Genomic DNA, 18,507 nt, shown 5'->3' with positions numbered 1-18,507 from the left:
GCGAAAGGGGCCCGATCAGCCACCACAAAAAACGTATAAGCCCACAGTAACCGCGAACAACCCAGAACTGCCAAAGCAGCCCAGGCCGCCGGCTACCAATCTCAGGGAGCCAACCGCTCCCGAGCCCACTGCCCCGCCACCAGACGATAATTCAGCCGATCATGCAACCGGCTAGCCCTACCCTGCCAGAACTCAACCCGCTCCGGCAGCAAACGATACCCCCCCCAATGCTCAGGACAATGCGGCTGAACCTGCGAAAACCGCGCTTCAGTAGCCTTGACCAAAGCCTCCAGCTCTTCACGCCCAGCAATCACCCGACTCTGCGGCGAAGCCCAAGCCCCCAGGCGACTCCCCAGAGGCCGCACCTGGTAATAATCATCGGACTCCTGCGCAGTAACCTTCTCAACCCGCCCTTCAATCCGCACCTGACGCTCCAGCGCCGGCCAGAAGAAGGTCATCGCCGCAAAAGGGTTAGCCTGCAAATGCTGCCCCTTCGCGCTGTCATAGTTGCTGAAAAAGGTGAATCCCTGAGCATCCAGGCCCTTCAACAGCAACACCCGGCAATGCGGACGTCCATCGGCGTCGACCGTAGCCAGCGTCATGGCATTGGCCTCGACCGGCGCCTGTTCGGTTTTTACAGCATCGGCAAACCACTGGTGGAACAGCGCAAACGGCTCATCCGGCGCCCGGCTTTCGGCCAGGCCATCACGGGTGTAGTCGCGGCGCATATCGGCCAGAGATTGAGTCATGACAGCACTTCCTTGACGATCAGTTGGTCTTCGCAGGGCTGTTGGCAGCGACTTTCTTGTCGGCCGTGGTTTTTTTCGCAGCCGGCTTGGCGGCCGGCTTCTTGGTAGCAGTCTTGGCTGCGGCCTTCTTGACCGGGGCTTTGGCCACGGCTTTCTTCGCCGCTGGCTTGGCAGCGGCCTTGGCTGCAGGCTTGCTGGCTGCAGGCTTGGCCACCGGGGCCTTGCTGTCTTGAGTGGCGACCACAGCGGCCGGGGCCGGCGCGAGGTTCGGCTGCTGGTATTTGGCCAACAGGGCCAGCATGGTGTTCTGCGGCGTCATCAGCAATTCGACGCGGCGGTTCAAGGCGCGGCCTTCGAGGCTGTCGTTGGCGGCGCGTGGCATCACCGAGCCCATACCTTTGAGGCTCAAACGGTCGCGCTGCAGACCACTCAGGCGGAAGATCGCCGAGACCGAGGCAGCGCGCTCAAGGCTGAGCTTCTGGTTGACGGCAGCGGCACCGCTGCTGTCGGCGTGACCGAGAATCAGCACGGCAGTTTTCGGGTCGACTTCAATGGCCTTGGCCAGACGGGTGATCGGCCCCAGGCTCGCCGGCAACAGCATGTTCGGGCGGTCCGGGTTGTACGAGCTGTCGACTGGAATGGTCACGGCCAACAGGTCTTCGCGGCGCTCCACTTCAAACTTGCTGTCCTTGACCGCTTCACGCAGCTTTGGCTCGTACTGGTCAAGCCAGGCCTGGGTGGCCTTGTGGTCGATCTTGGGAACGACCGGCCCCTTGGCCTGAGTCTCTTCAGAGCCGAACGGCCACCACCAGCGGCTGCTGCTTTCGGACTTGGCATCGGCCTTGGCAACTTTTTCGGTCACCGCCTGCTTCACTTCCTGATCGGCAACCTTGTCCGAGCCAAACGGCCACCAGCTGTGACCGCTAGTCGAGGAGGCATCCTGCGATTGGCTGGCACAGCCGGTCATGGCCAGGCACAGGGCGAGTGCTAAGGTTTTTTGTGAAGACATCAGCGATACACCATGAAATTGAAGGAGATTTTGCCTGCAACTGCAGGCATTGGCATTGAGCATAGTCAAACCGTAAGGGCATTACCCGCACTAGCCGATCAAAGGCAACTGGCGAGCACGCGCACCAGCTTCTGCGCTCTTGGGTCCATCAGCACGTAAGGGCCGAGGGTATTGGTGACGAAGCCAAAGGCAACATCGTGCTCGGGGTCGGCGAAACCGACCGAACCACCCGCGCCAGGGTGACCAAAGGCACGTGCGCCGAGGCCGAAGGTGGCGTTGGCTACGGTTGGCTGGTCCAGCATGCAACCCAGGCCGAAGCGGGTCTGGGTCAGCAAGGTGCGGTCTTCACCGAGACTGTGCTCGCGGGTCAGTTCATCCAGCAGCTCCGATTCGAGCAAGCTGCCGTCGAGCAGGCCGGCATAAAAACCGGCGAGGCTGCGCGCGTTGCCGTGGCCGTTGGCCGCGGGCTGCTGCATGCGTCGCCATTCGGGCTTGTTGGTGCTGGTCAGGATTGCTGGCGGGTTGGTGAACGCTCGGGTTGAAAGCGCCTCTGGCTCGCGCATGGTGACCTGCAGCAGGCGCTGCGCAGCCGCATCGCCCGAATTGCCCTTGCCGCGGGCGATATGTGCCACACGGTGGAATTCTTCATCCGCCAGGCCAATGTGAAAATCCAGCCCCAACGGCTTGGCCGTGCGGGCGACGATCGACTCACCCGGGCCGCGGCCGTCAGCTCGGCGAATAAGCTCGCCGATCAGCCAGCCATAGGTGATTGCCGCGTAGCCATGCTCGGTGCCTGGGGTCCACCACGGCGTTTCGGCGGCCAGCGCGGCAGTCATCGCTTCCCAGTCGTACAACGCCTCGGCGGGGAGCAGCTCGCGGATGGCTGGCAGGCCAGCGCGGTGGCTCAGTAACTGACGCAGGGTCACGGCTTCTTTGCCGGCCTGAGCGAACTCCGGCCAGTAGCGTGCTACCGGGGCATCCAGCGCCAGCTTGCCCTCGCCCACCAGTTGCAGCGCAGTCACGGCGGTGAACGTCTTGGTGCAGGAGAACAGATTGGCGATGGTGTCGCTATGCCAGGCCTGCTGCCCATCCTTGTCGGCACTGCCGGCCCACAGGTCGATCACGGTGTCGCCACCGACCTGGATGCACAACGCCGCACCGCGCTCCTGGGAATCCTCGAACAAGGCGGCGAATGCTTCACGCACCGCCTCGAACTTCAGCTCATAGTGACCCTGAATCTGCACCGCCAGCTCTCCGTACGACTCGAGTTTGCAAAGGCGTGCATTGTTTCAGTAGTTGACCATTTTGCCTACTGAATGTGGCCGGATGGTTGTCAGAAAACGTCGCCAAACAGCTCTGCAACCAGCCCCAAGCGCCTCATGGCGCCGGCTTGCTGACCACCGTGCGCAGCTCGTCGATTACCTGCTGATTACTCCGCCGCACCGCCTCGACAAAGCCCGGATAGGCCACATCAGTAATCGCCACCAACCCAAGATGGCCGTTTTCGCCATCGAGCAGGCGGCCACTGGCAGGCTGATCCAGATACTGGAACCAATGCGCACCGACGATCATCGGCTGGGCCATGGCGGCCTTGAGGAAGTTGGCATAGGCCGGGCCACGGTCCTCCTCGCGCACCAGTTCCACCGGCCCCGGCCAGAACGGCCCACGGTCGCGCGAACCGAACTGGAATTCGGACACCAGCACCGGCTTATCCAGCTCGGCCAGGCGAGCAAAGTCGTAACCGTCGTCAGGCTTGAGGGTGTAGAAGTTGAAACTGAGCACATCGCAGAACTCGGCGCAGGCCTTGACCGCCTGTGGGCTGCTCAGGGCAAAGCGGCCTCCGAGCAACAGGTGGTTGGGCGCATGCCAGTTGAGTGAATCGGCGATGGTCTTGAAATAGGTGTCGGCGAACACCTGTTGGAAGTACTGATAATCGCGTTCGATTTCCGGGTGCTCAGGGTTGGGCAGCGGTGCTTCGAAGCCTGGGTCTTCCATTAGCTCCCAGGCCTGCAGCTCGATGCCCCAGGCCTTGGACAGCCCTTCCTGATTGCGGTACTTGTCGCGCAGCTGCTTGAGGAACGCGCGCTTGGCTGGCACGTCGGTGGTCAGGCGCAGGGTGCCGAAAGCGAGGCCATAGCGGGCCCGCGGATCATCACCGGGTGCGGCCCAGGCAAGCTCGTTGTCGGCAAAGTAACCGATCAGCCACGGGTCATCGCGATGATCACGGGCAGCAATCGCTACAGCACGTTCGGTGGCCATGGCAAAGCGTGGGTCGAACGGATCGGGCATGCGCCCCCACCAGTCCATGCCCGTGCTGATGCTGGCGTAGTCGCCGACGATCGACAACGGCAGGGTGTAAGGCACCCGCTTGGCCAGGCCCAGTTCAGGATCGCTCCAGTTGCCGAGGGTATTGAAGCCCCACGCCTGCAAGCGATCCAGAGCATGCGCCTGCCAGCGGGCGGCATCGATCGCCATCGGCGGGCACGCCTGGCTGGTCGGTTCGGCGGCGGCCGGGGCACAGCTGTGGCCATGGCTGCGTTGCAGATTGGCTGCGTAGAAGTCAAACCAGCGGCCCTGCTTGAATGCGCGCCCCTGCGAAGAGGCGTTGCCATCGTCGTTTTTGCCTTCGCCGTAGAAGGCCGCGAGCGGCTCGTCGACGCCGGGCAAGGCAGTGAACATGCCCTCGCGGCCAGCGACATAAGTACGCCCGCCGTCAGCAGCCACAGCGTTGACACCCAACGAGAAGAACGGATGGCCGTCAGGCGTCACCAGGAACCAGCGGCCATCGCGTTTCTCTGTACGGAAGAAGCCCTGAGCCTCAAACGCAGGCCCGGCCAGCAGCCCACCGTACGGGTCAAGCGCTTGCTTGCCGCGCTCTGCCAGCCAGGCCTTGAGCTGCGCCTGCTCGCGGCTATCGGCAGCTTTGAGCTGGTCATCGCTGACGATTCGCTCCGGCCAGCGGCCCCGCGTCGACTGGCCATAAGCGTCGATCAGGCCGGCATAGGCTGCCTTGAAGGCGAGATCGTCATCTTGTAGGCCGACCCTCTCGATCAGCAGGCTTTGCGCCACGTTGGGCTTGGGGATGCTCAGGGTCACCGAGCTGATCTGCTTCAGGTCCACCTCACCGACGCTGCTGGTCAGCAGCAAGCGCTGGCCGTCGTAGGTCCATGGCATCGGTGGGCCGGCACGCATGCCTTGGCTCAGCGGCGAGCTGGCGGTTAGCGGCACCATTACCGTTTGCGCAGGCCCGGCCGGTAGGTCGATGCGGCTGGTGAGGGTGCGGCCATCGCTGCTCTGCACTGTGACGTCGACCGTCAGCGCCCAATCCATCGCACTTTGCAGGCGCAAGGTGAGGGCCTTGCCGGCCGACCAGTCCCACGCCCCACCTTGCGGGCTCAGGCCCAGGCTTGGGCGTTCGACCGGATTGAACACGACGCGGCGCAACACCTCGCCCTCGGCGGTCTGTTCGGCGTTGTATTGCGGCATGCCGGCGTCGACGGTGATGACATTGACCACCGAGGCCGGCCGCACGAAGCTGAACAGCGTCTGCTGCCCAGCCAGCAAGGGTGAGCAGAACAGCAGCGTGAAGACTGCGGGCAAGGTGCGTCGAATCATAGAACTGGAGCTCTCCTTCAGGGCCGCGGGGAGCCCGTGACTGAGTAATGGACAACACGCCGGAGCTGCACGCTCCAGCCGTCAGGAAATTTCCCGCCGGAACGGCGGTAGCGCGTTGAGGATAGCCTTGCCGTAGCGCTGAGTGACCAGGCGCCGATCCAGCAAGGTGATCACGCCGCGGTCCTGTTCGGTGCGCAGCAGGCGACCACAAGCCTGGATCAGCTTAAGCGAGGCGTCGGGTACGGAGATTTCCATGAATGGATTACCCCCGCGCGCTTCGATCCACTCGGCCAGAGCGGCTTCGACCGGGTCATCCGGCACCGAGAACGGGATCTTGGCGATCACCACGTGCTCGCAGTATGCGCCAGGCAGGTCGACCCCTTCGGAGAAACTGGCCAGACCGAACAGCACGCTGTGCTGGCCGTCGTCGACCCGCGCCTTGTGCTTGTTCAGCGTTTCTTGCTTGGACAGGTTGCCCTGAATCAGCACCAGCTTGCGCCAGTCACGATCAAGGCCATCGAATACGTCCTGCATCTGCTTGCGCGACGAGAACAGCACCAGCGCACCCCGCGCCTCTTCGAGCATCGCCGGCAGTTCGCGGATGATCGCGGCGGTGTGCCCGGCAGCATCGCGCGGATCAGCGCCCAGATCAGGCACCCGCAGCAACCCGGCATCGCCGTGCACGAACGGGCTCGGCACCACACAGGTTACTGCGTCCCTTGGCAGGCCGGAGCGCATGCGGAAGCGGTCGAACTTGCCCAGCGCGGTCAGCGTTGCCGACGTCACCAAGGCGCCGTGGGCAACGCTCCACAGGCTGCGCCGGAGCATCTCTGCTGCGAGGATCGGGCTGGCGTTTACCTCGATGTCGAACAGCGCCCCGGTCTCGGCCAGGGTCAGCCAACGCGCCATCGGCGGGCTGTCTTCCGGGTCCTCGGCGGTGAACGCCGTCCACAGTTCCCAGTTGCCCTGAGCCCGAGTCACCAGGCTGCCGAACAGCGGGTACCACTCTTCGGCCTGGTGGCTGGCGATACCGATGTTCTTCTCGCCATCCATGCCTTCCTTGAGCAGGTCTGCCAGGCGCGTAAACAGGTCATTGAGCTGGGAAAAACCCTTTTTCAGCTCGATGCCGACTTCGCGGATATGCTCCGGCACCACCCCGCCCTCGAAGCGGTAGCGTGGCCGCTCGCGGCCTTCGGTGTCTTCACCGGGCTTGAAATCTGCAATCTGCTCACAAAGGGTAAACATGAACTGCTGCTGGGTACGGATTTCACGCGCCAGCTCCGGCACCTGTTCGATGTACTTGCCCAGATCGCCCGGCAGCGGGTGCTGGGCGAGCAGCTTGGTCAGGTTCTTGGCCGTCTGCTCAAGCCAGTCGGCGGTCGAGCGCAGCCGCGAATAATGGGCAAAATGACCAATCGCCTTGTCCGGCAGGTGATGGCCTTCGTCGAATACATAAATGGTGTCGCGTGGGTCAGGCAGCACCGCGCCGCCGCCCAGGGCCAGGTCAGCCAGGACCATGTCGTGGTTGGTGACGATCACATCGACCTTGCCCATGCCTTCTCGAGCCTTGTAGAACACACACTGCTGGAAGTTCGGGCAGTGACGGCCGGTACATTGGCTGTGGTCGGTGGTCAGGCGCGCCCAGTCCGGGTCTTCGATGGTTTCCGACCAGCTGTCACGGTCACCATCCCAGCGGTTGCCGGCGAGCTTCTCGATCATGCTGTTGAACAGCTTCTGGCTGCGCTCGTCGACTTCGATATGGAAGCCTTCTTCCTCGAACAGCTGCGCAGTGGCCGACTGGGCGTGGCCTTCCTGCAACAGTACGTCGAGCTTGGACAGGCACAGATAGCGACCACGGCCCTTGGCCAGGGCAAAGCTGAAGTTCAGACCACTGTTGCGCATCAGGTCAGGCAGATCCTTGAAGACGATCTGCTCCTGCAGCGCCACGGTGGCGGTGGCAATCACCAGGCGCTTGCCGGCGACCTTGGCGGCGGGGATGGCCGCCAGGGCGTAGGCGACCGTCTTGCCGGTACCAGTGCCCGCCTCGACGGCAACCACGGCGGGGTCACCCGAGCGTCGACCTTCGTCGTCGCAGGCAATAGCGCCAAGCACTTTCGCTACTTCGGCAATCATCAGGCGCTGGCCGTAACGTGGCTTGAGGCTCTTGGCTTCGAGAAAACGCGAATAGGCGCCTTGGATGGTGGCTTTGAGTTCGTTGCTGATCATGGTCTGCAGGCGCCCGAAGGGCTGGATATATTTTCAGTGTTTTGCATGGGCGGCTATCATACCCCGCTCGCGCCCTTTATGCCGCATGGAGATCCCGATGCTGAGCTTTACCCTACCCTACACCCTGCATGTGCTAGCCGCCCTGGTCTGGGTCGGCGGGATGTTTTTTGCGTGGCTGATCCTGCGCCCGGCAACGGCTGCAGCCCTGGAGGGGCCGGCACGGTTGCGCTTGTGGCTGGAAGTTTTCCGACGCTTCTTTGTCTGGGTCTGGGTCGCTGTGGCGATTTTGGCGATCAGTGGTATCGGCATGTTGCACATGCGCTTCAGCGGTTTCGAAACTGCGCCCAAGTACGTGCAACTGATGATGGGCGGGGCGATTGTGATGTTTGCCTTGTTCCTGCGCGTGCAGGCCTTGCTGCTGCCTGACTTGCGTGCCGCGGTGCAGGCCGAGGATTGGCCGGCAGGTGCTGCTGCGCTGGGGCGTATTCGCCGGCTGGTGGGTATCAACCTGCTGCTGGGGCTGGCCGTTGTGGCGGTTGCCAGCCTGCGTCTGCCGCTCTGAACGGTGCCGCCGCGCAGGCAAACTGCGCGGCGGCAAGCCCGGTTACAGGCGTCGCAGAATCAACTCCCCCTCTGCGCCAGCCAGTCCGGCCTGGCCTTCAACGCCCGGCCGGCCCTTGGCCCCAGCGTCGGTGCTATACACCAGGCAACCCTTGCTGGCGCCGCCTGCGCCAGGTTTGCCCGCTGCGCCAGGTTTGCCTGGCAGCCCCCCATCCAGGCGTACGACAATGCGCTGCTCGGGATAGTCAGCCGGCACCGCCAGACGAATCCTCCCGCCCGCTGCACCGTCATGGCCGTTGCCACCATTGTCGCCATCAGCGCCGCGGCTGGCCTGGCCCCAGGTGCAGCCACCGGCCTTGCCATTGGCGCCATCCAGGCCGACGTAACCCGGCGCACCGGCACCACCACGGGCGTCGATCGACAACTGCTCGGCGTCCAGTGCATGCAACTGCAGGTCAAGACTGCGACCACTGCGCGCGGCGCGTTCATAGGTACCCGGCGCGCCGTTGGCGCTGATCTCGCTGCCGCTGGCGAAGCTCGCCGAGGCTGCTTCGATGGTCAATTCCGTGTCAGCCGGAGCGACGGCAATGCGCGCATCTTGGCCAAGTTCCAGTTGCTCGACCTTGAGCGAGGTCAGTGACGCCGGCAACAGCAAGGTTGCCGAATCCGCCACCCGCAGGCGTTGCAGATGAACACTGCCGGCCTTGTTGGCCAGGCGCATCACCGAGTTGGTAGCAACATCCAGGCTGTCTGCCTGGGCCCATGGGCTGGCCAAGGCCACCAACAACATCAATTTACGCACGGCGGGGCGCCTCCTGAGGCTTGGGAATCGACATCACGTGAAAAATTCCTGTCAGCAAAATCTGCAGACGATCGAACCAGCGGTGGCTACGGTTGCGCAGGCTGGCGTTGAAAAACAGTACTTCGAGCATATGCAGGCCAAGCAAAAGGATGCCCGCTGCATTGATCAGGAGGTTGAACGGCAGCGGCTGCGGCATCAGCAGATTGACCAGCACCACCCACCAGAACACAACCGTCAGGGCCTTGCCCAGCCCCAGGATAAATCTCATACCCCGCCCCCCATCTTGTTTTTGTCGCGGCGGCCCATGCAAACGGGCCGCTGCGTCCACAGTAACGTTATCGAGGGGCACCCGCCAGAGCTTGTACCAGCGCTGGCGGGGCCGCAGTAGAGTTGATGGTGCAGCTGGAGGACAGCCTGCCAGGCGTCCTCCAGCTGCGGCCCACGGTCAACGCTCGATCTTGATCTCGGTCCGGCGGTTCATGGCACGCCCCTCAGCAGTAGCATTGTCGGCCACTGGCTGGGTTTCGCCGGCACCGACTACCGACACCACGCTGCTGCGCGGCACGCCGCTTTCGACGAGATAGTCAGTCACCGAATGCGCGCGGCGCTCGGACAACTTCTGGTTGTACGTGTCGGAGCCAACGCTGTCGGTGTGCCCGGTGACACTCAGTCGGGTGCTCGCCGCTTCCTGCTTAAGGCGGGTGGCGATGGTATTGAGGCGTTCTTTGTCGGCCGCAGTCAGCCGCGCAGAGTCGAACTCGAAGTGCACGTCACGGATGACTATGACTTCTTCCTTGACCACGACCACCTCTTCTACCACTGCTACCGGTTCAGGTGGGCAGCCATTGGCATCGACCTGTACCCCACGCGGGGTGCCCGGGCACTTGTCGCGGCTGTCCGGCACGCCATCGCCGTCTTCATCACCGTCGCCATTGGCCCAGCAGTAGCCGGCGGCCAGACCACCGCCAAGCAGCGCGCCCCAGCCGGCCCAACTCGAGCTTTCGATAGCGCCAAGGGCGGCGCCGCCCACACCCCCGACGGCAGCACATGTCGGCCAGTCGGTTTTCTGCAAACCTGCACAACCAGTCAACACACTGGTCAGCAGCACCAAGGGTATCGCCGTGCGAACTATGCTCATCTGTTGCATCTCCTAGGGGGAATCGGCATAAGGCCGATCTGTGCCAGTAAAGACCGCGCATTCCCGATCTGCCAGCAATGAGCCATGCTGGTGTGCCACAGCCCTTTGCCGGCAAGCTCTAGCCAGCTAGGCTTGGCGACCCTGAACGGAGATAGGCAATGACCGAAGGTTTTTCCCAACGCACGCCGCAACAAGCCCTCGCCGCCTTGCTCGAGCGCGTGCAACCGCAGCGCCTGCTGCTGGTGGGCACGCGCTTCCCGGCGCTGGATGCCTTTGCCCAGGCGCACCCACAGGTGGTCATCGAGGTGGCAGCACCAGGCGTACTGCCGGATCCACTCGCCGCCCAGCGTTTCGACCTGGCGGTGCTGGTCGACTGCCTCGAGCACTTGCCCAAGCGCACCGGCCTGGAACTGCTGGCAGGCATCCGCAATCTGAATGCCAGTCGCCTGGCGGTGCTGGCCGACTTGAGCGCCTGCGGCTGGCAGGACACCGAGTTTTTCTCGCTGGCGATGTCGGCCAGCGAGAAATTCGGCCGCGAGGAGCAGGTGTTGAGCCTGTTCACCTATGATCTACATGACTACAAGCAGGTCCCTGACTGGCTCAACGCCAGGTTCTGGGCCAACCCTGAAAACTTCGGCAAGTACTGGTGGTGATGTGATGAGTGTCTCCGTTTGCCCTTGCGGCAGTGGCAACCTGCTCGACGCCTGCTGCGGGCATTATCATTCCGGCACCCCGGCGCCAGACGCCCAGGCATTGATGCGCTCGCGCTACAGCGCATACGTGCTGGGCCTGATCGATTACCTGGTCGCAACCACCCTGCCGGCTCAGCAAGATGGCCTGGACCGCGCTGCAATTGCTGCCTGGAGCGCGCAAAGCACCTGGCTGGGGCTTGAGGTGGAAAGCGCCGAGGTGCTTGGCGGTCAGCCTGAGCATGCGTTTGTCACCTTCATCGCGCGCTGGCACGACGCTCAAGGCGAACACGCCCACCGTGAGCGTTCGGCTTTCGTCCAGCGCGATGGCCTTTGGTACTTCATTGACCCAACGGTCGGCCTCAAGGCCACGCGCAACGACCCCTGCCCCTGTGCCAGCGGGCAGAAGTTCAAGAAGTGCTGTTCCAGTTACGTCGGTACTTGATCGTGAACGTCCTCGCCCGCCTGCTCCTGACCAGCTGCGTCCTGCTGCTGGCCGGCTGCGCGGGCTGGAGCGGCGAGCAATGGCGCGAACCACAGGTGCATCTGGTCAAGGTCGAAACAGTCAAGGCGCGCCTGCTGCAACAGGAGTTCGTCATTTACCTGCGAGTCGACAACCCCAATGACAGCCGCCTGTTCATCCGCAACCTGAATTATTCGGTGCGGCTCAACCAGTTGCTGCTGGTCGACGATGAGGCGAGCATCTGGCGCAGCGTCGCCGCCCACGAGGGGCGGACCTTCAAGATCACCGCCCGCACCAACCTGTGGAAGCAGCTCAAACCGCTGGCCAAGTTGCTCAAGAGCAGGCAACCGCTGCGCTATTCACTGCAGGCCGAGCTGAATACCGGGCTGATCATCTGGCGGGGCCTGCACTTGTCGCGCAGTGATGAGATAATGCCCGGCGATTTCTTACCGGAGTAACCTGCAATGACTCAGCAACCGCATGTTCATGGCCCTGACTGCAACCACGATCACGATCATCAGCATGATCATGACCACGGCCATGTGCACGGTCCACACTGCAACCACGGCCACCAGGAGCCGGTGCGCAACGCTTTGAAAGACGTTGGCCGCAACGACCCGTGCCCGTGCGGCAGCGACAAGAAGTTCAAAAAGTGCCACGGCGCCTGATTTTCGCTCGCTGACCCCTGCCGCAAGCAACTGCAGCCTTTGGCCGTAATTGCTTGCGGTTGATGCTTTCCGATCCAGCCAAATCCCTTTTTTGTCACACCTTGCAGGAGCCTCTTCAATGGCCGCCCCCGCTTTTCCTCCTTTGCGTCCCCGCTTCGCCAGCCTGGCGCTGCTAGGTCTGCTTGGTCTTGGCGGCTGCCAGATGAGCGCCGTGCAAGACAGCGTGCCGCCGACCACCGGCGTGCAACCGCTCAAAGGCCTCGCGCAGAACGTTTCGCTGCGGCGCAATGCCATGGGCGCACCGCTGATCGAAAGCAGCAGCTTCCACGATGCGCTGTTCACGCTGGGTTACGTGCACGCCGGCGACCGCATCGAGCAGATGCTCGGCATGCGCCTGCTGGCTCAGGGCCGCCTGGCTGAACTGGCCGGGCCAGAAGCGCTGGATATCGACCGTTTGATGCGGGCGGCCAATCTCAAGCAGAGCGCCAACGCCCTGTACGCCGACGCTTCGCCGCGGCTCAAGCGCTTCTTTGAAGTGTACGCGCGCGGGGTCAACGCCTACCTGTACCGCTACCGCGAAAAGCTGCCGGGTGAGCTCGCCCGTAGCGGTTATCGCCCTGAATACTGGAAGGCCGAAGACAGCGCGCTGATCTTCAGCCTGTATGCCTTCAGCCAGTCAGTCAATCTGCAGGAAGAACTCAGCGCCCTGACCCTCGCGCAAAAAGTCGGCAGCGACAAGCTTGCCTGGCTGCTGCCGGGTGCGCCTGACGAGCCGCTGGCCGAAGGCGAAGTCGACAAACTCAAGGGCATCAACCTGGCCAGCCAACTGCCTGCCCTGCCTGCCCTGGCCAGTGCCAGCCAGAAGCTCGCCGATCTGGGCCTGCTCGGCAGCCCGGGCTCGGCCAACCTGGCCCTCGGCCCACAGCGCAGCCGCAGCGGCAAGAGCCTGCTGGTCAGTGACAGCCGCGCCGCCTGGGCCTTGAGCCCGGTGCAAATCCACACCGGCAAGTATCAGGTTGCCGGGCTGTCGTTGCCGGGCCTGCCAATCGTGCTGGCCGGCTACAACGGCAAACTGGCCTGGAGCAGCAGCGCGGTCATGGCCGACAACCAGGATTTGTACCTTGAGCAACTGCGCCGCCAAGGCAGCCAGGTCACTTATCTCGCCGACGGCAAATGGCTGCCAACGCGTACCCGCAGCGAGACCTTCTTCGCCCGCGGCCAGCAGCCTCTGCGCGAACTGCTTTACGACACTCGCCACGGCACCCTGCTCGGCCAGCCTGCTGGCAACGGCCTCGGCCTGGCCCTGAGCCTGCCGCAGTTGAAGGGTGATCGCAGCCTCGACGCCTTGTTCGACCTGACGCGCGCCACCTCGGTGGAGCGCGCCTTCGACAGCACCCGCGAGATCGGCGCAGCGGCGCTCAACTTCGTCTTTGCTGAGCCGCAGCACATCGGTTGGCAGGTCAGTGGGCGCTACCCGAACCGCCGCGAAGGCCAGGGCTTGCTGCCCTCGCCAGGCTGGGATGGGCGCTATGACTGGGACGGCTATGCCGACGCCATGCTCCACCCGTACGACCAGGACCCACCGTCCGGCTGGCTCGGCCATGCCAACGAGCGCAGCCTGGCCAAAGGTTACGGCATGCAGTTGTCCAACACCTGGTACTACCCCGAGCGCGCCGAACGTCTCGCTCAGCTGGCTGCCAATGGCCGCCACGACAGCCGCAGCGTGATGGCCCTGCAAAACGATCAGGTCAGCTTGTTTGCCGCCAAGCTCAAGCAGATGTTCAGCGCACCCGGCATGGCCCAGCCGCTCAAGCAGGCGATCGCGGCACTGCCACCGGCCCAGCGCGACAAGGCCAATGCCGCGCTGGCTCGGCTGCAAGCTTTCGATGGTCACCTGAGCCCAGTGTCGGCAGATGCCGCGCTGTATCAGCTGTTCCTCCAGGAAGTGACCCGACAGACCTTCCTCGACGATCTTGGGCCTGAATCCGGCCCTGCGTGGCAAGCCTTTGTCAGCAACGCGCAGTTGTCCTACTCGGCGCAGGCTGATCACCTGCTGGGCCGCGAGGACAGCCCGTTCTGGGATGACCGCACCACCGCGCAAAAGGAAGACAAACCGGCGATCCTGGCCCGCAGCCTGGCCGCCGCGATCGACACTGGCACGGCGCTGCTCGGCGCCGACCGCAAGGCCTGGCAGTGGGGCAAGCTGCACCAGTACCGCTGGCCAGCACCGGCCTATCACGGCCTGGGTGACGCTATCAGCCGCGCGCCAATGGCGGCTGGCGGCGACTTCAGCACCCTGGCCCTGACGCCGTATGCCTGGGGCAGCAACTTCGACACGCAACTGCCAGCCTCGGCGCGGATGATCGTCGACTTTGGCCAGGCCGAACCGCTGCAACTGCTGACCAGCAGTGGTCAGTCCGGCAACCCGGCCAGTCGTCACCACAGCGATGGCCTGGACGCCTGGTTCAAAGGCCGCTTCATGAGCCTGCCGCTGCAACCGCAGAACTTCGCCCGTGCCTACGGTAGCCAGCGCCTGACCCTGGTACCGGGCAAGTAAGCCAACGCCCGACTGCCCGCACAGCCCTGGCTGTGCGGGCAACCTCCGCCAGACAATCCGAACTTCATCGCGCCAGCAACGCTCCTAGCTATAACTCCCTAGCCAGCGGCCTGCCATGGACCTTGTGATTGCTCGCCCCGAAGGCCTGTACTGCCCACCCGGTGATTTCTACATCGACCCGTGGCGCCCGGTTGATCGCGCGGTGATCACCCACGGTCACGGTGATCACTCACGCTCGGGCAACAATCACTACCTGACTGCGGCGCCTGGTGCCGGCATCCTGCGCAGCCGGCTCGGCCAGCACATCAATCTGCAAACCCTACCTTACGGTGAACGCCTGAAACACCACGGCGTGAGCTTGAGCTTCCACCCGGCCGGGCATGTGCTCGGCTCGGCGCAGGTGCGCCTGGAATACCAGGGCGAGGTATGGGTCGCCTCTGGTGACTACAAAGTCGAGCCCGACGGCACCTGCGCGCCGTTCGAGCCGGTGCGTTGCCACACCTTCATCACCGAATCGACATTCGGCCTGCCGATCTACCGCTGGCCGCCGCAAGCGGTGATTTTCGCCGAGATCAACCAGTGGTGGCGGGCCAATCGCGAACAAGGCAAGGCAAGCGTGTTGTTCTGCTATGCCTTCGGCAAGGCCCAGCGCATCCTCTATGGCCTTGACGCCAGCATCGGGCCGATCCTGGTGCATGGCGCGGTCGAGCCGTTGAATCGGGTCTATCGCGAAGCTGGCGTGGCCCTGCCGGAGACCCATTACGCCGGCGACTTCGCCCGCAACGACCCGCTACTGCGCGAGGCATTGATCATGGCGCCGCCGTCGGCCGGCGGCAGCAGCTGGATGAAGCGCTTCGGCGAGTACAGTGATGCCTTCGCCAGCGGCTGGATGCGCCTGCGCGGCACCCGCCGGCGGCGCGGGGTCGATCGCGGTTTTGTGCTGTCTGATCACGCTGATTGGCCGGGGCTGTTGTGGGCCATCGCCCAGACCGGCGCCGAGCGGGTCATGGTCACCCATGGTTCGGTCAATGTGCTGGTGCGCTATTTGTCCGAGCAAGGCCTGGACGCGCGGGCCTTCGTTACCGAATACGGCGAAGAAGACGACACCCGCGAGGTTCAGCCATGAAGGCTTTTGCCGAGCTGTACCTGCGCCTGGACAGCACCACCTCGAGCAACGCCAAGTTGCTGGCCTTGCGCGAATATTTCAGCCAGGCACCTGCGCAGGACGCTGCCTGGGCGGTGTACTTTCTTGCCGGCGGTCGGCCGCGGCAACTGGTGCCGACCCGCTTGTTGCGTGAGCTGGCCATTGAATTGTCAGGCCTGCCCGACTGGCTGTTCGAAGAGAGCTATCAGTCAGTGGGCGACCTGGCCGAAACCATTTCGTTACTGCTCCCCGACAGCGCCCATGCCAGTGATCAAGGCCTGGCTGAGTGGATCGAGCAGCACCTGCTGCCATTGCGCGGCCAGCCCCAGGAAGAGGTACGCGCGCGCCTGCCAGTGCTGTGGGCGCAGCTTGACCGGCAGAGCCTGATGCTCTGCCTGAAACTGATCACCGGCAGTTTCCGCGTGGGCGTGTCGAAACTGCTTGTCACCCGCGCACTGGCGCAGTTGGCCGATCTCGACGCCAAGCGCGTGGCCCAGCGCATGGTCGGCTATACCGACCTCAGCCATAAACCGAGCCCCGCCAGCTACCTCAAGCTGATCGCCGCCGAGTCGGCCGACGAGCACAGCCAGCGCGGCGGCCAGCCGTATCCGTTCTTTCTGGCCCATGCGCTGCAAGCGCCGACCGAACAATTCGACGCCCTGCTCGGCCCGCTCAGCGACTGGCAGGCGGAGTGGAAGTGGGACGGCATCCGCGCGCAGGTGGTCAAACGCGAGGGCCAGTTGTGGATCTGGTCACGAGGCGAGGAGCTGGTGACCGACCGCTTCCCCGAGCTGCACAGCCTGGCCAGCAGCCTGCCGGACGGCACCGTGCTGGATGGCGAGATCCTGGTTTGGAAACCGGGCTCCAGCAGCGAGGATGTCGCCGTGCAGCCCTTCGCCCTGCTGCAACAACGGCTCGGCCGCAAGACCCTGGGCAAGAAGCTGCTCGGCGATGCTCCGGTGGTGCTGCAGGCCTACGACCTGCTCGAATGGCAGGACCACGACTGGCGCAGCCGCCCGCAGCACGAACGGCGCGCGCAGCTGGAGCGAGTAGTCGCCGAGTACCCGCAGGCGCCACTGCTGCTGTCACCATTACTGACCGGCGACAGCTGGGCCGACCTGGCCGAGCAGCGCGAACAGTCGCGCAACCTCGGTGTGGAGGGGCTGATGCTCAAGCAGCGCGATGCGCTCTACGGGGTTGGCCGGACCAAGGACATAGGCCTGTGGTGGAAGTGGAAGATTGACCCGTTCAGCGTCGATGCCGTGCTGATCTATGCCCAGCGCGGCCATGGCCGGCGCGCGAGCCTGTACAGCGATTACACCTTTGCCGTGTGGGACGCACCGGCAGGCACGCCTGGACGTGCGCTGGTGCCATTCGCCAAGGCCTACTCAGGCCTCAGCGATGAAGAAATGCGCAAGGTCGATGCAATCGTACGTAAAACCACCGTGGAAACCTTCGGCCCGGTGCGCAGCGTCACCCCGACGCTGGTGTTCGAACTGGGCTTTGAAGGCATCGCGCTGTCCAAGCGGCACAAGAGCGGCATCGCCGTGCGCTTCCCGCGGATGCTGCGCTGGCGCCTGGACAAGCCGGTCGAGGAAGCCGACGACCTGGCCACCTTGCAGGCCCTGCTGAGCTGAAAACCGTGATCGGGATCTGCCTGCGCGCATGCGCAACGCCGAAGTTTGTGCTTCTATCTTCAGTCGCAGCCCGATCATCAACCAGCGCCCAGGACCCCCATGCACCACTCGACCCACAGCCTGCTCAGCCCCGCGCCCGGCATCAGCCGGCACCTGCACAGCTTCCAGTTCGGCCCAGCCGGCGCCGGCAAAGTCTATATCCAGGCCTCGCTGCACGCCGACGAACTGCCGGGCATGCTGGTCGCCTGGCACCTCAAGCAGCGCCTGCTCGAACTGGAACAGCAAGGCCTGTTGCGTCAGCAGGTCCTGCTGGTCCCAGTGGCCAACCCATTGGGCATCGAGCAAGTGCTGCTGGATGCGCCCATGGGCCGCTTCGAGCTGCACAGCGGGGAAAACTTCAACCGCAACTTCGTCGACCTTTCGGACACCATCGGCGACCAGCTCGAAGGCCAATTGACCCAGGACCCGCAACACAACCTTGAGCTGATCCGCGAGCACCTGCGCCGGGGCCTGGACGCGCACCCGGCACGTACCGCGCTGCAGTCCCAGCGCTTGTGCCTGCAACGCCTGGCGTGCGATGCCGACATGGTCCTCGATCTGCACTGCGACTTCGAAGCGGTCGAGCACCTGTACACCACGCCGCAGGCCTGGCCGCGGGTAGAGCCACTGGCGCGCTACCTCGGGGCGCAGGCCAGCCTGCTCGCGACCGACTCGGGCGGGCAGTCGTTCGATGAGAGCTTCAGTCTGGTCTGGTGGCAATTGCAGCAGCGCTTCGGTAAGCGCTACCCGATCCCCGAGGGTGGCATTTCGGTCACGCTGGAGCTGCGCGGGCAAGCCGACGTCTGCCACGCGCTGGCGACCAAGGACTGCAAGGCGATCATCGACTTTCTGACCCACGCGGGGGTTATCGAAGGGCAACCGGCCGAATTACCGGCGCTGCTCCATCCGGCCACGCCACTGGCCGCAGTGGAACCCGTCAGCACCGCCCAGGGCGGGCTGCTGGTATTTTACGCAAAACCCGGCCAATACCTGCAAGCCGGGCAACTGATTGCCGAGGTGATCGACCCGCTCACCGATCAGGTCAGTTCGCTGCGCAATCAACAGGCCGGGCTGCTGTATGCCCGTAGCGTTCGGCGCATGGCAACCAGCGGCATGGTCGTCGCCCATGTCGCGGGCGAGCAGATTTGCCGCAGTGGTTACCTGTTGGGCAATTAACAGGTAAACCAATGGACACGCACAGCGGTCTGTA

At 64.0% G+C, this 18,507-nt stretch carries 17 protein-coding genes; 9 read left to right on the top strand and 8 right to left on the bottom strand.

Annotated elements, in window-relative coordinates:
• Positions 1–101: 101 nt before the first annotated feature.
• The 5 genes from pdxH to dinG all read right to left on the bottom strand — a co-directional run bounded on the left by pdxH (position 102) and on the right by dinG (position 7,599).
• Positions 102–749: a pyridoxamine 5'-phosphate oxidase gene (pdxH, locus tag FW789_RS20260; RefSeq protein ID WP_103438327.1), complete on the bottom strand. Its 648-nt coding sequence runs from the start codon at positions 747–749 to the stop codon at positions 102–104.
• A gap of 19 nt (positions 750–768) precedes the next feature.
• Positions 769–1,758, bottom strand: a complete 990-nt coding sequence (locus FW789_RS20255; protein WP_186700735.1) for an OmpA family protein — start codon at positions 1,756–1,758, stop codon at positions 769–771.
• A gap of 98 nt (positions 1,759–1,856) precedes the next feature.
• The gene (locus FW789_RS20250; protein WP_103438329.1) at positions 1,857–3,002 is read right to left on the bottom strand and encodes a serine hydrolase domain-containing protein; all 1,146 of its coding nucleotides are present in this window, start codon (positions 3,000–3,002) and stop codon (positions 1,857–1,859) included.
• 133 nt (positions 3,003–3,135) lie between these two features.
• A complete protein-coding gene (locus tag FW789_RS20245) occupies positions 3,136–5,373 on the bottom strand; it encodes a beta-agarase (protein ID WP_446431949.1) in 2,238 nt (745 codons plus the stop codon).
• 81 nt (positions 5,374–5,454) lie between these two features.
• A complete protein-coding gene (gene dinG, locus FW789_RS20240) occupies positions 5,455–7,599 on the bottom strand; it encodes an ATP-dependent DNA helicase DinG (protein WP_446431948.1) in 2,145 nt (714 codons plus the stop codon).
• Between the two features lie 97 nt (positions 7,600–7,696).
• Here dinG and FW789_RS20235 point away from each other — a divergent pair, with 97 nt between their 5' ends.
• On the top strand, positions 7,697–8,161 hold the full coding sequence (locus FW789_RS20235; protein WP_103438332.1) for a CopD family protein: 465 nt from the start codon (positions 7,697–7,699) through the stop codon (positions 8,159–8,161).
• Positions 8,162–8,203: 42 nt separating this feature from the next.
• On the opposite strand, the gene FW789_RS20230 is transcribed toward FW789_RS20235, so the two are convergent.
• The 3 genes from FW789_RS20230 to FW789_RS20220 form a co-directional block, all read right to left on the bottom strand.
• Positions 8,204–8,962 (bottom strand): collagen-like protein, encoded by a 759-nt coding sequence (locus FW789_RS20230; RefSeq protein ID WP_446431947.1) that lies wholly within the window; start codon positions 8,960–8,962, stop codon positions 8,204–8,206.
• Positions 8,955–9,230, bottom strand: coding sequence for a DUF1145 domain-containing protein (locus tag FW789_RS20225; RefSeq protein ID WP_103438334.1), 276 nt, complete (start codon positions 9,228–9,230; stop codon positions 8,955–8,957). Before FW789_RS20225 ends, FW789_RS20230 begins: the two co-directional genes overlap by 8 nt.
• Positions 9,231–9,407: 177 nt before the next feature.
• The gene (locus FW789_RS20220; RefSeq protein WP_103438335.1) at positions 9,408–10,100 is read right to left on the bottom strand and encodes an OmpA family protein; all 693 of its coding nucleotides are present in this window, start codon (positions 10,098–10,100) and stop codon (positions 9,408–9,410) included.
• Positions 10,101–10,258: 158 nt separating this feature from the next.
• On the opposite strand from FW789_RS20220, the gene FW789_RS20215 reads away from it, so the two are divergent.
• The 8 genes from FW789_RS20215 (at position 10,259) to FW789_RS20180 (ending at position 18,473) form a co-directional block, all read left to right on the top strand.
• Positions 10,259–10,753 (top strand): DUF6231 family protein, encoded by a 495-nt coding sequence (locus FW789_RS20215; protein WP_186700740.1) that lies wholly within the window; start codon positions 10,259–10,261, stop codon positions 10,751–10,753.
• Between the two features lie 4 nt (positions 10,754–10,757).
• Complete coding sequence (locus FW789_RS20210) at positions 10,758–11,234, top strand: YchJ family protein (RefSeq protein ID WP_103438345.1); 477 nt, start codon at positions 10,758–10,760, stop codon at positions 11,232–11,234.
• Between the two features lie 2 nt (positions 11,235–11,236).
• Entirely contained in the window at positions 11,237–11,710 is a 474-nt protein-coding gene (locus FW789_RS20205; protein WP_446431946.1) for an LEA type 2 family protein, read from the top strand.
• 6 nt (positions 11,711–11,716) lie between these two features.
• Complete coding sequence (locus FW789_RS20200; RefSeq protein WP_101321819.1) at positions 11,717–11,920, top strand: SEC-C metal-binding domain-containing protein; 204 nt, start codon at positions 11,717–11,719, stop codon at positions 11,918–11,920.
• Positions 11,921–12,038: 118 nt separating this feature from the next.
• Positions 12,039–14,477, top strand: a complete 2,439-nt coding sequence (locus tag FW789_RS20195; RefSeq protein ID WP_446431945.1) for a penicillin acylase family protein — start codon at positions 12,039–12,041, stop codon at positions 14,475–14,477.
• 115 nt (positions 14,478–14,592) lie between these two features.
• On the top strand, positions 14,593–15,603 hold the full coding sequence (locus FW789_RS20190) for a ligase-associated DNA damage response exonuclease (RefSeq protein WP_411564381.1): 1,011 nt from the start codon (positions 14,593–14,595) through the stop codon (positions 15,601–15,603).
• Positions 15,600–17,258, top strand: a complete 1,659-nt coding sequence (locus FW789_RS20185) for an ATP-dependent DNA ligase (RefSeq protein WP_446431944.1) — start codon at positions 15,600–15,602, stop codon at positions 17,256–17,258. The genes FW789_RS20190 and FW789_RS20185 overlap by 4 nt, the downstream gene beginning before the upstream one ends.
• Before the next feature lie 99 nt (positions 17,259–17,357).
• The gene (locus FW789_RS20180; protein ID WP_411562666.1) at positions 17,358–18,473 is read left to right on the top strand and encodes a succinylglutamate desuccinylase/aspartoacylase family protein; all 1,116 of its coding nucleotides are present in this window, start codon (positions 17,358–17,360) and stop codon (positions 18,471–18,473) included.
• Positions 18,474–18,507: the final 34 nt, after the last annotated feature.

The sequence above is a fragment of the Pseudomonas sp. 1121_17 genome (genome assembly GCF_052850745.1).
Note: the sequence above shows the minus strand (reverse complement) of the source record. Positions and strands in the feature narration are given on the sequence as shown.

Coding starts and splice junctions, on each gene's coding strand:
- pdxH (WP_103438327.1), bottom strand. CDS start 749: ATGACTCAATCTCTGGCCGATATGCGCCGCGACTACACCCGTGATGGC.
- FW789_RS20255 (WP_186700735.1), bottom strand. CDS start 1,758: ATGTCTTCACAAAAAACCTTAGCACTCGCCCTGTGCCTGGCCATGACC.
- FW789_RS20245 (WP_446431949.1), bottom strand. CDS start 5,373: ATGATTCGACGCACCTTGCCCGCAGTCTTCACGCTGCTGTTCTGCTCA.
- dinG (WP_446431948.1), bottom strand. CDS start 7,599: ATGATCAGCAACGAACTCAAAGCCACCATCCAAGGCGCCTATTCGCGT.
- FW789_RS20235 (WP_103438332.1), top strand. CDS start 7,697: ATGCTGAGCTTTACCCTACCCTACACCCTGCATGTGCTAGCCGCCCTG.
- FW789_RS20225 (WP_103438334.1), bottom strand. CDS start 9,230: ATGAGATTTATCCTGGGGCTGGGCAAGGCCCTGACGGTTGTGTTCTGG.
- FW789_RS20220 (WP_103438335.1), bottom strand. CDS start 10,100: ATGAGCATAGTTCGCACGGCGATACCCTTGGTGCTGCTGACCAGTGTG.
- FW789_RS20215 (WP_186700740.1), top strand. CDS start 10,259: ATGACCGAAGGTTTTTCCCAACGCACGCCGCAACAAGCCCTCGCCGCC.
- FW789_RS20210 (WP_103438345.1), top strand. CDS start 10,758: ATGAGTGTCTCCGTTTGCCCTTGCGGCAGTGGCAACCTGCTCGACGCC.
- FW789_RS20200 (WP_101321819.1), top strand. CDS start 11,717: ATGACTCAGCAACCGCATGTTCATGGCCCTGACTGCAACCACGATCAC.
- FW789_RS20195 (WP_446431945.1), top strand. CDS start 12,039: ATGGCCGCCCCCGCTTTTCCTCCTTTGCGTCCCCGCTTCGCCAGCCTG.
- FW789_RS20190 (WP_411564381.1), top strand. CDS start 14,593: ATGGACCTTGTGATTGCTCGCCCCGAAGGCCTGTACTGCCCACCCGGT.
- FW789_RS20185 (WP_446431944.1), top strand. CDS start 15,600: ATGAAGGCTTTTGCCGAGCTGTACCTGCGCCTGGACAGCACCACCTCG.
- FW789_RS20180 (WP_411562666.1), top strand. CDS start 17,358: ATGCACCACTCGACCCACAGCCTGCTCAGCCCCGCGCCCGGCATCAGC.